Origin of the sequence: Lapidilactobacillus concavus DSM 17758 (genome assembly GCF_001435835.1) — a bacterium.
Taxonomy (GTDB): Bacteria; Bacillota; Bacilli; order Lactobacillales; family Lactobacillaceae; genus Lapidilactobacillus; species Lapidilactobacillus concavus.
Map to the genome: position 1 here is coordinate 1 of NZ_AZFX01000072.1, position 15050 is coordinate 15050.

15 protein-coding genes are annotated in these 15050 nt (G+C 44.0%); 5 read left to right on the forward strand and 10 right to left on the reverse strand.

The features are described 5' to 3' along the window. Positions 1-214 precede the first annotated feature (214 nt). The 4 genes from FC15_RS06340 to FC15_RS06355 all read right to left on the reverse strand — a co-directional run bounded on the left by FC15_RS06340 (position 215) and on the right by FC15_RS06355 (position 4683). Complete coding sequence (locus FC15_RS06340) at positions 215-1585, reverse strand: PTS sugar transporter subunit IIC (RefSeq protein WP_057825007.1); 1371 nt, start codon at positions 1583-1585, stop codon at positions 215-217. 87 nt (positions 1586-1672) lie between these two features. Beyond that, entirely contained in the window at positions 1673-1966 is a 294-nt protein-coding gene (locus FC15_RS06345; RefSeq protein ID WP_371861354.1) for a PTS lactose/cellobiose transporter subunit IIA, read from the reverse strand. A 396-nt stretch (positions 1967-2362) separates the two neighbouring features. After that, positions 2363-3688 (reverse strand): DEAD/DEAH box helicase, encoded by a 1326-nt coding sequence (locus FC15_RS06350; protein ID WP_057825009.1) that lies wholly within the window; start codon positions 3686-3688, stop codon positions 2363-2365. Continuing rightward, the gene (locus FC15_RS06355) at positions 3688-4683 is read right to left on the reverse strand and encodes a Gfo/Idh/MocA family protein (RefSeq protein WP_057825010.1); all 996 of its coding nucleotides are present in this window, start codon (positions 4681-4683) and stop codon (positions 3688-3690) included. The genes FC15_RS06350 and FC15_RS06355 overlap by 1 nt, the downstream gene beginning before the upstream one ends. Positions 4684-4860: 177 nt before the next feature. On the opposite strand from FC15_RS06355, the gene FC15_RS06360 reads away from it, so the two are divergent. Next, the gene (locus FC15_RS06360) at positions 4861-5352 is read left to right on the forward strand and encodes a DUF4828 domain-containing protein (RefSeq protein WP_057825011.1); all 492 of its coding nucleotides are present in this window, start codon (positions 4861-4863) and stop codon (positions 5350-5352) included. A 158-nt stretch (positions 5353-5510) separates the two neighbouring features. Here the strand turns inward: FC15_RS06360 and FC15_RS06365 are convergent, their stop codons facing one another. Then, entirely contained in the window at positions 5511-6809 is a 1299-nt protein-coding gene (locus FC15_RS06365) for an APC family permease (RefSeq protein WP_057825110.1), read from the reverse strand. A 346-nt stretch (positions 6810-7155) separates the two neighbouring features. On the opposite strand from FC15_RS06365, the gene FC15_RS06370 reads away from it, so the two are divergent. The 4 genes from FC15_RS06370 to FC15_RS06385 all read left to right on the forward strand — a co-directional run bounded on the left by FC15_RS06370 (position 7156) and on the right by FC15_RS06385 (position 9672). Continuing rightward, positions 7156-7512 carry a YxeA family protein gene (locus tag FC15_RS06370; RefSeq protein WP_057825012.1) on the forward strand — a complete coding sequence of 119 codons (357 nt, stop codon included), beginning with the start codon at positions 7156-7158 and terminating at the stop codon, positions 7510-7512. A gap of 151 nt (positions 7513-7663) precedes the next feature. Further along, positions 7664-7858, forward strand: a complete 195-nt coding sequence (locus tag FC15_RS06375) for a hypothetical protein (protein WP_057825014.1) — start codon at positions 7664-7666, stop codon at positions 7856-7858. Between the two features lie 35 nt (positions 7859-7893). Then, positions 7894-8853 (forward strand): SPFH domain-containing protein, encoded by a 960-nt coding sequence (locus FC15_RS06380; protein WP_057825016.1) that lies wholly within the window; start codon positions 7894-7896, stop codon positions 8851-8853. 165 nt (positions 8854-9018) lie between these two features. Beyond that, a complete protein-coding gene (locus FC15_RS06385) occupies positions 9019-9672 on the forward strand; it encodes a pentapeptide repeat-containing protein (RefSeq protein ID WP_057825017.1) in 654 nt (217 codons plus the stop codon). A 30-nt stretch (positions 9673-9702) separates the two neighbouring features. Here the strand turns inward: FC15_RS06385 and FC15_RS06390 are convergent, their stop codons facing one another. The 5 genes from FC15_RS06390 to FC15_RS06410 form a co-directional block, all read right to left on the reverse strand. Beyond that, positions 9703-11094: a gluconokinase gene (locus FC15_RS06390; protein ID WP_057825019.1), complete on the reverse strand. Its 1392-nt coding sequence runs from the start codon at positions 11092-11094 to the stop codon at positions 9703-9705. Between the two features lie 195 nt (positions 11095-11289). After that, a complete protein-coding gene (locus FC15_RS06395; RefSeq protein WP_057825020.1) occupies positions 11290-13203 on the reverse strand; it encodes a copper-translocating P-type ATPase in 1914 nt (637 codons plus the stop codon). Continuing rightward, positions 13200-13583 carry a cupredoxin domain-containing protein gene (locus FC15_RS06400; RefSeq protein ID WP_057825022.1) on the reverse strand — a complete coding sequence of 128 codons (384 nt, stop codon included), beginning with the start codon at positions 13581-13583 and terminating at the stop codon, positions 13200-13202. Before FC15_RS06400 ends, FC15_RS06395 begins: the two co-directional genes overlap by 4 nt. A gap of 21 nt (positions 13584-13604) precedes the next feature. Further along, the gene (locus FC15_RS06405; protein WP_146979132.1) at positions 13605-14054 is read right to left on the reverse strand and encodes a CopY/TcrY family copper transport repressor; all 450 of its coding nucleotides are present in this window, start codon (positions 14052-14054) and stop codon (positions 13605-13607) included. A gap of 185 nt (positions 14055-14239) precedes the next feature. Continuing rightward, complete coding sequence (locus FC15_RS06410; protein ID WP_057825024.1) at positions 14240-14956, reverse strand: alpha/beta hydrolase; 717 nt, start codon at positions 14954-14956, stop codon at positions 14240-14242. Positions 14957-15050: the final 94 nt, after the last annotated feature.

Here is a 15050-nt window from a genome sequence, read left to right on the forward strand (position 1 = left end):
AACTAGACCAATAACTAAGAATAGGTCGAAAGTGTTGCACTTGATTTGACAATTCGAGTTATTTTAAAATGTTTGTTTTCTTTTGATTTCAACACACCAATCTTCAATTTGTGGCAAGATTACAGCAAATATGTGCTCACAAAAAAGCCATCAACTGCTATTCAGCAGCCAATGACTTTTTATTTCGTCTTAAATTGTGCATGAACGAGTTTGCTTATCCAGCAGCTTGTTCCTTAGCAGCAACACGATTGGACATTTGAACGAATGGTACCCAGATAAAGAATGCAATGACCATGTTAACTAAAGCTAACACAGCTGCACGCCAATCAAGAGTAGCCATGAAGGCGTTCAGAACAGGAGGTGTGATCCAAGGAACCGCAACCTTAACTGGTCCAACCCAGCCAGCCATCGTTACAAAGTAAGCAATAGCTGTATTCAAAACTGGAGCGATGATGAATGGTGCAAAGTAAATCGCATTCAATACGATTGGAAGACCAAACATAACAGGCTCGTTAATGTTGAAGATACCAGGTGCGAAGGCTAACTTCGCAACTGCTTGTTCATCAGCACGTTTTGAGAAGATTAAGATGGCAAGAAGTAAAACAATCGTACCACCTGAACCACCAAACCATACGTAAGCATCGAATGAACCACGAACCCATTTGTATGGTAATGCAGCATGTTTCTGGAAGGCAGTGATGTTAGCGATCTGTGATGTACCCCAGATTGATTCCAAGACAGGGCCTAAAACGTTAGGACCATGAATACCGAAGAACCAGAATACTTGAACTAAGAGTGCAACCAAGAGAACCATACCTGCTGATTGACCAGCGTGAAGTAATGGTGCTTGGATTGTCTCAGATAACCAATCACCGAAGAATTGACCAGTACCTTTAGTAAATGCCCAGTTGATGATAGCAACAACATATAATGCCGCGATACCAGGGATCAAGGCAGTAAATGCTTTAGATACTGCAGGTGGAACTGTATCAGGCATCTTGATCGTGATGTCTTTCTTCATTAAAAAGATATAAACAACAACGGCAATAGCGCCGAAAATCATAGCAGAGAACAATGCAGCTGAGCCTAAGTTACCAATAGAAAATGCACTGTTTAAAGTGATGCTGCTTTCTGAAGCAGTTGCGCCAGCATTTGTAAATGATTTAACAGCAGCTTTTGGTAATTTATCAGCTAAAGCAAGTGTCGTGGTATTGTTTGTACTCATTAAGAATGCAGCCAATGATACCAACGAACCTGATAAACCATCGACGTTGTAGTTCTTAGCTAAATGGTAGCCCCACATAGCTGCAAAGAAGACAGCGAAGATAGAAAGTGAACCTGTTGAAACGATACCGTCGATAGCAACAACGCCTTGAACGAAACCGGAATTAACGAAGCCCATCCATTTCCATTCAGTTGGGTATGTTACTAACAATGCGTTAATCAATGTTGCTAAAGATCCGGCCATCGTGATAGGCATTGTCGAGATGAAACCATCACGCAATGCAACTAACCAAGGAATTGAACCAATCTTAGTAGCGATTGGCACAAGATATTTCTCAAGCCAATTCATAAGTCCTTGCATATTATTAACCTCCAAATATAAAGCTAACCCATATAACAGAATATTTGTAACAAGAATATCGATGCTGCACGCAATTCCTCCAAAGAATTACGCTTTGTTGGCTAATTTCTTATAGAGATCGACAATTTCGCCAGCTAAATCACGGAACGTAATCGCATTCATTAAATGGTCTTGAGAGTGCACCATTAACAATGTGACTTTAACATGATCACCACTAGCTTCTTTGGTCAACATGCCTGTTTGAGAGTTATGCGCTTCTGACAAAGCAACATCAGCTTCCTTCAACTTAGCATCTGCACCAGCAAAGTCGCCTGTTTTGGCAGCCATAATTGCTTCCATAGCACTGCTCTTTGCATTGCCGCCATTGACGATCAATCCCATGATCGCTTGTAAATTTTCGTCTTCGTCCAAAATGTAGCCTCCTTTCCGAGTGAAGATGTAAAGCTTAAAGAATAATTGCATATAACTGCAAAAAGCAGCCGTGATGAAACGGTTTCATCGATTATTTATAGTCTAGCACAATCATAAATAGACAACAAGGTGATTTGTCACTTTTTTATCAATTGATCTAGACCACGAATTAATTATAAGTATATTTTGTAGGCGTTGTCAACAATTATTTCGCGTTTTCATGGGGATGAAAACGAAATAGCTATTTTCTGAAATATGCAAATTTGCTTTCATTTTTAATGCTCAAGCTATATCAATTACAATGATAAAAAAGCCACCTATCCTCTAAACGGTATAGGTGACTACTCTAACAAGGAAAATTCGGCGTTAGTTTCCTAACTTAGGACGATGTTTCCCTTTATTTTTTTGATCACGTTGACGATTCTTCTTGTGTGTTTTCTTTTTCGTTGTGTTTGCGGCTTTGGTGTGATTTCCACTTAATCGTGCAGGACGATCCCCGTGAGCCGACTGCGATGGCTTTGTTGTGGAGACATCTGAGTTAGTTTCTACCTCAGGTAGTGATTTAGGCCGCTCAGTTTCTAATTTGCCTGTCATCAGATAAACCGTCCGCAAATTAAATTGTGGCTCAATGATTTTCTGTAAATTGCGCCGGTCATGTTCATTGCCTAGATTTAAAACGGTGCCCTCACGAAACATGCGGCCCGTGCGTCCAGCGCGATGGGTGTAGCTAGTCAATGTCACCGGCAAATCAAAGTTGACCACAAATTGAAGTTCCGCGAAATCTAAGCCACGTGCAGCCAACTCGGTCGTAATCAAAAAGGTCAGCTTTTTCTGGCGGAATTGCTGCATGATTTGTTGACGTTTCTGACTAGATTCGTCACCCAACAAAAGTCCAACACGTAAATTTAAGAAACTCAATGTTTTGAATAAGGTCCGCGCGCTCCCAAGATTCTTCACGAAAACAAGCGCATTTTTACCTGAGATCGGCCCACGCTGCAGGCGTTTCATCATCTCAGCCTTTTGATGATTACCGACGACAAGAAAGTCATGTTGAATCTTCAATTGCTCACGATCCGTTGCGCGGGTATCAAAACGCTGAAACTCCAACCCGAACCACTTCGAGAGTTCTTCAAAAATGGGCTGCTCAGTTGCAGACATCAATGCAATCTGGACATCTGCAGGGAGGCTCGCAATGACTTCCCGAGTCGTGCTAAGGTGCTCAGGATCGAGTTGTGAGTCGGCCTCATCAATCACAATGGTTTCAACGAGATTCATTTTTAATTGTTTCTGCTGGATCAATTCCAACAGGCGCCCTGGTGTCGCAACGATCACTTCTGGATGTTGTCTCAATTGTTCTTGTTGACGTTTGGGATTGGCTTTACCCACAATACCTTGAACCGTCAAATCAATCATTTGGGCATACTGGCGCAACACGTTACGAACTTGCATCACAAGTTCCGCACTAGGCTCTAAAATCAGAAGTTGTAGCTGTTGCCCAGGTTGCAGTGTTTCTAATAAGGGTAATCCGAACGCTAATGTTTTTCCAGTTCCTGTCGCGGCTAAGCCTAAGATTGATTCGCCTTTCTTTAATGGCCAATAAACGGCTTGCTGAATTGGTGAAGGCGTCGTAAAACCCGAACGCTGCCAAACCGGTAAAAATGGTGCTGCGGGTTGTTCATAATTTGTCTGCATTAATCTTGACCACTTTCAAATTCAATTCCGGCACTCGCGCGTAACTGATCCAAAACGCAGTTAACTTGCCCCGTTAACTGCCAACGTTGCTCAAACTGTGCGTCATCACGATTCGTAAACATCAAACTAAAGGCGTTCACTTCATCCACCAGCGGATTCTCTGCGGTGTGTTGACTTAGGTCTTGGAAGACTGCTGGCCCGTCATACGCGCGTACTTTGGCTGGCATTCCTAAATTGTCTAGCCAGAGCGTGTGGGTGTGCGCGTAGACTTCACTTGGTAAGAATGATTGTTGATCCTTACCAAAAATCAACGCCACGTCAAATTTGTCATAATGCAAGCGAGCCAAGCCGTGTAGATCAATGCCGTTTTCTGCCTTCGTTGCCGCATAATTAGCTTGTTTTGGCATTCCAAACCAGTCAACCGCGGCATAAACCAAGTAAACGCCCAAATCATAGAGGGCCCCACCGGCAAACTTTGGTGAGAAGATATTAGGATTTTTGCCTGCCTTGAAATCATCATAGCGACTGGAATACTTCATATAGGTTAGTGTTGCGCCTGTCACTTCATCATAGGCACGCACCCGCTCACTTGCCGCCAAATAGTTAGCATCATAAAGATGACGCGCACCCTCGATCACATGTAACCCTGGATTTTTTTTCAAGATTTCATCGATGGCTTGATATTCAGCCGGTGAAACAAACGCTGGCTTTTCCACAATCACACTTTTACCATGTGCTAGGGCAGCTTTAACATGTTGGAAATGCAAACTATTCGGTGACGCCACGTAAATGATGTCGACATCAGTTGAAGCTAACATGGCTTCGAGTTCACGATCTGCACGCGCATCTGGAATAAATAAATCATCGATCAATGCCTGTGCCTTTTCAGGGGTTCGCGAAAAGACATGTGTTATTTTAAATGCACAGCTCGCAATACAAGCTTGTAAAAAAGTCTTGGTGATAGCACTCGTTCCAATCGTTCCTACATTTGCCATTCTAAATTACCTCGTTTTCTTGAGACGTTTTGTCATTTAAGTGCTGTTTCTGAATCGGTTTCATCTCGAAATTCATTTGTCACCCTATTGTAACAAAAATAGCGCCAATAATTCATTGTTTTTAATACCAAAAATTAATAACAGATGATATGATGATAGATAGTAAAGGAGATCAAAATGCGAGTTTCTGATATTTATGCTGCAGGCATCCATGGCATCAACCAAGTGCGTCGTTTCTTAACCCAAACTAGACATCGAAAACAACAAAAAAAACGACAGCCAGATTTGGCACTACGTTATGCTGGCGATTGGGCATTCATTGATTCGAACACCAATCAAAAACATGACATGACCATTGGTTCAGATTTTTCCATTATGATCGATCACCGCGAGCTACCCGGCCGGATTATCGGGCTGGATGCGGAGCAACTTGTTTTTCTGGATCATTATGGTTTCCAATTAAAGGTTTTTGCAGGTCATAAAGGACCAACGGAAATCTACGATGAGTCTAGTAGTCGCACCTATCCTGTCATCAATCTACGCGACGTTCCTAAGCTGAAAGTCGAACAGAAGAAGCCAGATGACATTATTTTGCATCCTGAAGATTTAGTCGATCCCAATCAACCAAGCTCGACTTCCAAGGATGAAGACGAACCATCAGCTAAATAATTTAGGTCAAAAGCCTCAGAGTCAGTGAAGTGCTGCATGATTGTCAGACGGACATCTCACAATCATGCAGCACTTCTTCATTAACTCCGAGGCTTATTTATGTCGACTTAATTTATGTCGATCAGTTGAGTAGACTGCATCGCAAACCGAAACTAGCTTCAATCTTGATCTTGATGCTTCTGTTGCCAGTAAAAAACCGGCACGCCAATTAGTGTGATAATAATGCCTAGTGTCGCCAATTGGAATTGTGTGATCAACGTCGATACAACAATAAACGCACCACCTAGCATCGCAATGATTGGAATATAGGGATATCCTTTCACCTGGTAAGGGCGTTTCAAGTCGGGTTGCTTCCGCCGCAAAATAAAGACTGCTCCGAAAATCATGGTGTTAAAAATCCACATGACAAAGACAAGCATGTCGGTCAACTTGTCAAAATTTCCCAGTAACATCATCACACCTGCAATCAATAACTGCACCACACCACTTAACCAAGGCACTTGGGTTGCGGATGTGACCTGTCGGAAATACTTCGATAACGGAATCGTTCGGTTGACACCCATAGCGTAGGCGACACGCATCCCCGTCATGGTGTAGCCGTTAATTGCGCCATAGACCGAAACGAGAATACCGACGGTCACTAAACGCCCACCAAAGCCGCCAAAGATCGCCATCGCACTGTCTGCTGCCGCGGTCGGATTATTCATCAAATGTGAGATAGGCAGCGCCTTTAAAAAGGCCAGATTGATCAAAAAATAAACTAACGTGGTCAGGCCCAAGCCGCCAATAATGGCAATTGGGAGATGTTTACGAGGATTTTTCATTTCTCCCGCCATATTACCCACACTAATCCAACCATCATACGCAAACATCGTCGCTAGCAAGCCACCATTTAGCGCCGTTAACCAGCTAACATGCTGAACAGGTTGAATTGGCCACAACTGTAAAGGCTGTGCGTGGGGATTCAGCACGCCGAACACAATGATGATCGCGATTGGAATAATTTTTAGAAACAAGGTCAAACTCTGAACAAAACTACCAAAGCGCGCACCCAATAAATTAAGGGCCGTCAGAGAACCCGCCGTCAAAAAAGCAAGCGGGATAATCCAAATCACTGGCCAGGCTGCCAAGCTCACAAGTTGCGTCGCAAAAACGATGCTTAACGCCGCAATATTGGCAGGATAATAAATCAAAATTTGCGCCCAACCTAATAAAAACGAAGGCAGCTTACCATAAGCAAGCTCAATATAGTTCACGGCACCGCCTGCCTCGGGAATCGCGGTGGAAATTTCGGCTAGACATAGACCGCCCGTTATCGTTAAGAATCCTGCGAGCAGCCAAACCATTAAGAGTACGTTTGGAGATCGCGTTGCGGAAGCTAAGGTTGAAATTTTGAAAAAGACACCACCGCCGATCACAGTTCCCATGACAGTGGTCAGCGTGGAGGTCAATCCCATCGCACGTTTCAATTCATTATTATCAGTCAAAGTTTGGTCCTCTCAAGAATCAAAGATGGTATTCAATCAGATCTCGAATCATTTTTTGCCAATTACCTATTTTACAAGTTTCACCAATCAGTAAACACTGCCTTTAGAAAAAATTAAAGCCTCGCGAAACAATGCCTTGTCTTTTACAATACTTTTTAGGACGGTCGTGACGCCGCCACCTTGCATTTTTGTAAGATGAAAATCACAACACCCTATGGCAAACCAATTCCGAATTGTTTAAACTTATCTTTATCGATCAAGTTTGTTTTATTTTAATTGATACCAGTCACACTGACGTTTTAAAGGAGTGCTCTTCATGAAAAAAATTTTAACAGTTGTTGTTATCTTGGCTGCATTGCTTGCCGGCGGTTGGTTTGCCGTTGAGAAGGTTTTTCGCGGCGGAGATGTCTATTATACCCAAATCACCACTAATGGTAAGTACGAGGAGAACAAGACAGATTCTGGCGAGATCGTCGATGATTATTCTTACAATCAACCAGGCTACAATGCCAATGGTGAGAAGGTCCAGCTCGAATTTAATGGTAACAAACCTCGACCGCTGAAACGAAACGCCTACTTAGCAGTCGTTCTGAAAAATGAGACGGTTCGCTCTTGGAAGCAAGTTTCTAAGGCAGATGTTCCTAAAAAAGCCCTCGCCAAGCTCCGCAAATAATCAACTCAGCTTAAAGCCAACAGTCATGTTGGCTTTTTTAGTGACCCTTTTCCAGGCACTTGCGATTGATAGCACTTTCAATGACACTTAGTGTATAATGTGGGGTGTACAGATTTTACCTAGACAATGGGATTTCAAGGGAGGGTGTCTGATGCTTGACGAACGCCTGATTGGGGCTACTTTTGTGAATAGCAGTCAGCTTAATTCCGGCGTCGTCGAACAGTATGGCGTCTATTATCATTACGTGATCGAAGGGCCGGCAGAGGTTGGTGATCTCTTAGAGGTCGTCCGCGTCACACCACTTGCACTGATTGCACGTCGTTTTGATTACCGTCTAACCTATTAAAGTCCGATTGAAAAATTTGAAAAGAGGCTATTATTATGTTTGGAAATATTTTTATCCTGATCGTTATTGTGATTATTGCTGCCTTTGTCTTGTGGATTCTCTTCTCATCGATTGCCATCATCCATACTGGTGAAGTCGGTATCGTAGAGCGTTTAGGTGTCTACGTTAAAACGATGCAACCTGGGTTTCATATTGTCTTACCTGTGATCTATCGCATCACTGAAGTCGTCAATATGAAACAAATTCCGATGCGGGTTGCCGAACAAGAAGTGATCACAAAAGATAACGTCGTGGTTAAGATCTCGGAAACTCTGAAGTATCACATCACCGATGTGAACGCTTACGTTTACAAAAATAAAGACTCCGTGACCAGCATGGTTCAAGATACTCGCGCAGCCTTACGTGGCATCATTGGTAACATGGATCTGAATGATGTTTTGAATGGTACCGAAACGATTAACCGTTCATTATTCGACCAACTCAGTGCAGTTACGGCAGGTTACGGTTTGAATGTTGACCGTGCGAATATTGATTCCGTCGAAGTCGACCACGACATCCAAGAATCGATGAACAAGTTACTGCGTGCTTCTCGTGAGAAAGAAGCTAACATCATGCAGGCCGAAGGTTTCAAACAAGCCGCAATCGCTAAGGCCGAAGGTGGCAAGCAATCTGCGATTCTAGAAGCCGAAGGTAACAAACAAACTCAGATTTTGGAAGCCGAAGGACGCGCTCAAAGTCAGCGTTTACTCTACGAAGCCATTCGTGACCAAATCAATTCTGTCAACGAAGCGCTCGTTCACAACACCGATGCCTATCTCCAATACAAGAATCTGGAAACAATGGAGAAAGTCGCAGAAGGTAAAAATAATACGATCGTCATGCCAACTGCTGCATTAGACAGCCTTGGCAAAATACCAGCAATGAAACAAATTTGGGATCAATCGACACAACCGACTGCAACTTCAGATAACACCTCTAAAGCCACTCAAAAATAATGTTGACTGGTAAATCTAAAAGCTCTTGAATCGGCAGCCGCCGTTTCAAGGGCTTTTTTGGTCTGATCCACCTCCTGCCACTTAACCTGATCAGCCATATGAACGCGTTTGACATTACCGACCAGACTGATATGATGATTTTAAAAATAGCCAAGGAGTAGCCCCATGACTCAACCAAATCCGCACTCATCATCGCGTATCAATCGTTCAGCATATGAACCAAAAAAATTTCAAACTATTCTTGAAGATGAAGATCACTTGCTCGAATATACCTCGGTCAGCGATGAAACGATTGACACACTCACACTCAAGCATCCCATCATTGAACACTGTACATTTGACCACGTCATTTTTACTAGCTGTAATTTCAACAAGTTTGAGGTATCCGAATCAACCTTTAAAAACTGTGATTTCTCGAATTGCATCCTGGACGAAGAGAGTCTGTACCAAGTTCAGTTCACCGATTGTAAACTTGTCGGCACTGTTTTGGATCAAAGTTACCTTAACGACGTCACTTTTTCCAACTGCAAGATGGATCTTGCCGGACTCAACAAGCTTAATGTCAAGCACGCCTCATTCCAACAAACAAGCTTGAACGACGCGACCTTTAATGATTGCACGTTCAAAAAAATAAGCTTCAATGATTGTCAGATCAATCATATCAGCTTCATGTTTACCAAACTTAAGGGTGTTGATTTGAGCACCAGCCACTTTAAACAGCTTGAACTCGAAGACTTCCAGTTACGCAACGTGATCGTCAATGAGGAGCAGGCGGTTCAACTTGCTCACCAATTTCTGGGACTTAAAATCAAGCTATAGTCCATTCTCCACCCGATCACGCGTAACAATCTAGTCATCAAAATAGTGTCGTGCCAGTTGCACGTATTGTTGATGAACAGCTGGTTGAAACGCCACTTTTTCTTTCGCCGCAATCTTTTGTCGTTGTCCAGGATAAATTAGGTCATATAATCCTGCAATCGGTTCATTTGCGGCCGAAATATAACCGTCGAGTCCAATGATATCTACTGTTAATTCGCGCAGCACCTGTGATTTAAAGAAACCACCACTCAGTGTGATCTGTTCGGTTGCGCCCACCATTTCAACTAAAGCGCGAATGTTAAGCAGGGTCCCCTCGATCACACTACGAACCAAATCCGCTTGAGAAGTTGCCGCCGTCATGTTTTTGAAGGCGGCTTTTTTTGTGGCATCCCAATATGGCGCGCGTTCGCCATTCAAGAACGGCATGAAATGCACACCGTTCGCACCAATCGGTGAGTCTGCCAGCCACTGTGGTAATCGTTCAAAGAAGTCATCGGTACTCCGAGCAAACTGCTGACTTGCCCACGCTAGCACATTGCCGCCATTATTTGATGGCGCACCCACCACATATTGACCGGGCTGTAAATAATAACAGAAATTCTCACGCTTAGGGTCGAGCTTAATGGCCGATGAGACTTGTCGAACCGCCGCACTCGTCCCAATCGTGAGGCTATTCGCGATCCCAGTCGAGAAGTTGCCGGCGTATGCTGCCAAACAGCCATCGCTAGCCCCAGCATAGATTTTGACATGTTGATCTAACCCTAATTGTGCCGCAATTGCCGGTAAAATTGGAAAGACATCTGTGCAGGCAACGATCTCCCCTAACTGATCTGGACTGATTTGCAATTCTTCTAAAATCTCTGGATCCCATTGGTGCGATCGTAAATTAAAAAGACCGGTGGCAGAAGCCGTCGCGTCATCGATTCGTGCATGTCCCGTCAGCTCACGCAAAACAAGCTCCTTGATCCCCCACCATTTTTTCACCGTGGCATAACGATGCACGTGCCGGAAATATTTGATCTTCGCATAGGGTGACATCGGGTGAATCGGCGTGCCTGTTTTTAAATAAGCCGTTGTTGCGGCCTCACTCTGTTTGAAGGTTGTCATTAAGTCTTGTGCTTGACGATCCGACCAAATAAAAATCGCATCGCTAGTGTCGCTGTCAGAAGTTATCGGCCAGCAACTATGCATCGGCGCACTGACACTGAGACTCGTCACTTGACGACGCGTTTCATCTGGCAATTGACGAATCGTTGCACGAATTTTAGCCAATATTTCCTGTGCAGACTGATAGCGAGCACCATTCTCACCTGAAAAAGTCTTGAGTGTGGCTGAACGCTGAATCATCAATCGACCTTCACGGAAAACACCGAATTTAATTGCTGTAGTGCCAATATCGATTCCTAGAAACACCTCTTGCATCAAACACGACTCCTAAATAAATAATCAATACCATCAAATCACGTTAATTCTTGCGTTATTAGCATAGCGTTAAACGCGAGAGAATTCAATTTTTGTCGGTAAAAAAATATGATTGACCACCGAAATCAAAAAACCAAGTCAGCATCACTGCCTGACTTGGTTTTTTAATGATTTCTGCTCACGTTTCAATATCACTCAAGCTGTCGTTAACTTTGCCCGATTCAGCAATAATGAACTGGCAACCACTGAAATCGAACTCAACGCCATGCCTAATCCCGCGAGTTCTGGGCTTAAGATCAGTCCCAATCCAGCAAATAGACCTGCGGCAATTGGAATACCTAACGTATTATAGATGAATGCCCAAAATAAATTCAGCTTAATTCGTCTAAATGTCTGCTGACTAAGTTCCAAAGCTCGGACAACATCAAACAGATCATTCTTAACAAGAACAATGCCTCCTGATTCAATGGCAATGTCCGTTCCTGAGCCCATAGCGATACCTACATCAGCCGTTGTCAGTGCAGGCGCATCATTAATCCCATCACCGACAAAAGCGACAGGAGCACTCTCTTTGAGCTGTTCAACGCGATCAGCTTTATCGCTCGGCAAGACATCTGCAACGACTTCGTCGATACCCACCTGATCCGCAATTGCCTGTGCCACACGTGCATTGTCACCAGTCAACATCACTGTTCGCAATCCGCGCTGCTTCAACGCCGCAATTGCGCGTTTAGAACTTGGTTTTGGAACATCCTGAATCGCGATGAGCCCGATAATTTGACCCGCATAACCAACCGTCACGACCGTCTTGGCCGCTTGTTGCAATTCCTGCCGCTGCTCAGCAAACTCATCCGCAGCATCGCCGTCAGACGCTAATTTTTCACGGCCAACGAAGGCAGGCTTGCCAGCGATTCTTGCCTGTATGCCTAGTCCTTCAATTGCTTCGAAGTTCTCAATTAGTGAGACGGAAATTTGTGCTGCTTTCGCCTTAGCTAAAATCGCACTGGCTAACGGATGCTCAGAATCCGCTTCTAAGCTTGCAGCAATCGTCAGGACTTGCTGTTCATCACCAATGATATCGGTAACGACCGGTTTGCCCTCGGTGATCGTCCCAGTTTTATCAAAAACGACCATCTTAATCGTATTAGCAGCTTCCAAAACTTCACCATTCTTGATCAGAATGCCCAGCTTAGCACTGCGGCCAGTCCCAACCATTAAAGCCGTTGGCGTCGCAATTCCCAAGGCACAGGGACAAGCGATGATAACGACGGAAACTGCGAATAACATGGCATTCACGACACTCGCACCAAGGAAAACATACCATATCACAAATGAAAGGATTGCGATGATCAACACCGTTGGCACAAAGATTCCGGCAATTTTATCGACCGTCTTTTGAATCGGTGCATGACTAACTTGCGCCTTCTTCACCATCTCGACGATCTGTGCGAGCAACGTTTCATCCCCGACCTTCCGCGCTTCGAACAGAAATGTTCCCGTACCATTAATCGTCGATCCGATGACTTCATCACCAACCGATTTTGTCGTTGGCATACTTTCGCCGGTCACCATCGATTCATCGACCGTTGAGTGACCCTCTGTGATCACACCGTCGACTGCGATTTTTTGCCCAGGTTTCACATGTACGATATCGCCGACGACCACTTGGTTAAGTGGTACACGAATGAATTCCCCATCGCGCATCACTTCAGCTTCTTTAGCTTGCAGGTTCAACAATTTCTGCACGGAATTCGACGCACTTTTTTTCATCCGTGCTTCCAAAACCTGACCCAACAGAATAAACGTGATTACAAACGCCGCACTCTCGAAGAACACCGATTGGCCGTTCAACATCGCATAAATGCTATAAAAATAAGCGGTCGCCGTACCAATTGCCACTAACGTATCCATATTGGCTTGATGATTCAGAAACGCCGCCCACGCACTGCGAAGAAATGGCAGCGCGGATACCACCATAATGACCGTCGTCAACATGAACATCATCCAAGTCCCACCTGGTAATTGGACGCCAAATGGCATTAACACCATGTTTATCAACATTGGCAATGAAAAAATCAGTGAGACGACAAAACGTTTTTGAATACTCATGGTTCAACCACGACTTTACCATGAAACATGTTCATTCCGCAGGCATAGTCGAACTCGCCAGCCTTGCGGGTGTCGATCTCAACCGTATAATCTTCGTTCACAGGCAACGCCGCATTAATCCCGAAGTCAGGAAAGACGACCTGCTCCAAACATCCAGATGGATCTTTGCGGTGAAAAATAATCTGTGCAGGCACACCTTTTTTAAGCACGACTTGATTTGGTGTATAACCCCCATTAACAACGACTTCAACATTCTGTGTTTGATCTGATGCATTCATTTCTGCTGCAACTCCTTCACTTGTTCGATTTTTGAAAAACCACCAGACAATAAACGCGATCATTCCAATGGCGATAGCTAAAACTAACATCTTAATCAACATTCATTAACTTCCTTCTCCCACTTAATCTTCACAGTGGTTCTCGCACGTGCCGCCCGTTGTCAAACAATTGCAGGCGACTTGTTCAGGCGCAGTTTCTAACTTCTTGGTAATGAGCGCCTGCATCGATTTCAAGTCTGATTGGCTCAAGGTCACCTGCTCGATCAAGCTTAAAATCACTTGACCTTTTTTCATCTCGCATAAATGCGTGAATAGCTCCGAAACCGTCGCGTCCATTGCTTCCGTTTCCGGTACCGCCGGCTGATAAACAAAGCGATGACCCTCTTTCAAAGTCGTCAACATCTGTTTCTTCACTAACCGTCCCAGAAGCGTCTTGATCGTCGATTCCGTCCAATCACGCTTCCGTTGAATTTCATCAATGACTTCCCGACTACTCGCACCATTCAATGTCCAAATGATCCGCATGAGCTCCCATTCAGAAGAAGTCATCGTCGTGACATCAGTTTCATTCAAATAAATCGCTCCTTTGACGTTTACATCTGTAATCAATATCAATAGTTTACCTTTTATGTTTACAAGTGTCAACAACTAATTCTAAAAATGTTCAGTCTAATTTTGATGAAAAAAAACATCTCATCCTGAATATGCCCAGAGGCACACCCATATGAGATGGTTTGATGATAGCATGCGATTATTAACTAGTTGAATTGGCGCAACCAATGTATCAAAGATTGTGCAATCTGCTTTTGCTGTGTTTGATTACTGATTGTTGCGGTGTGATCCCCTTTTTGTCGACCATAACTACCAAAACCAGCATGATTGCCACCCTTAATTTGCGTGAATTCCGTTTTAGCCGGTAAGAACTGTTTTGCATGTCGGTAAGACTTTTGATTCAGCACGCCGTCTCGACTCGCCGTCACAGATAAAACAGGCAATGACGTCTGGTCCAATCGTCCCTTCTGATCAAGATAACTCGCTAAGAAGAAGACACCTTTCAAGTTTTGAGCGTGCTGACGCGCATAACGACTTGCCATGACACCGCCTAATGAATGCCCGCCAATCACATAATCTGGTGATGATTTTAGTTGAACTTGGCTGGCACGATTGGGTGCAAAAACTGCCAGGTCGAGCGGAAATCGGACAATATGAACCGAATAACCAGCCGCAGCGACTTGTCTGGCCCAAATACTATAACTAGCTGGTGACACCAAAGCACCCGGATAAAAAATCACTGCTGGTCCCTTTTCATGCTTGATCAAAAAGTTCAATCCAGACTGCGTTTCGACGGCAGACTGCGACGCAACCTCTGCAGATCGACTCGCTTGATAAACTTGACTGCGCAAATATAGCCACCCACCACAGACAAGAAAGAGGGCAATCAGTGTGCCAATAATGATTTTTGTCCACTTCTTCATGAAATCCCTCCTAATAAGGTGAGTCAGATATTAAGGCATGTCTTCTAGCGATGCGGATTACAGGAGCAGACTTAAAAATTCATGAACCTGTTTC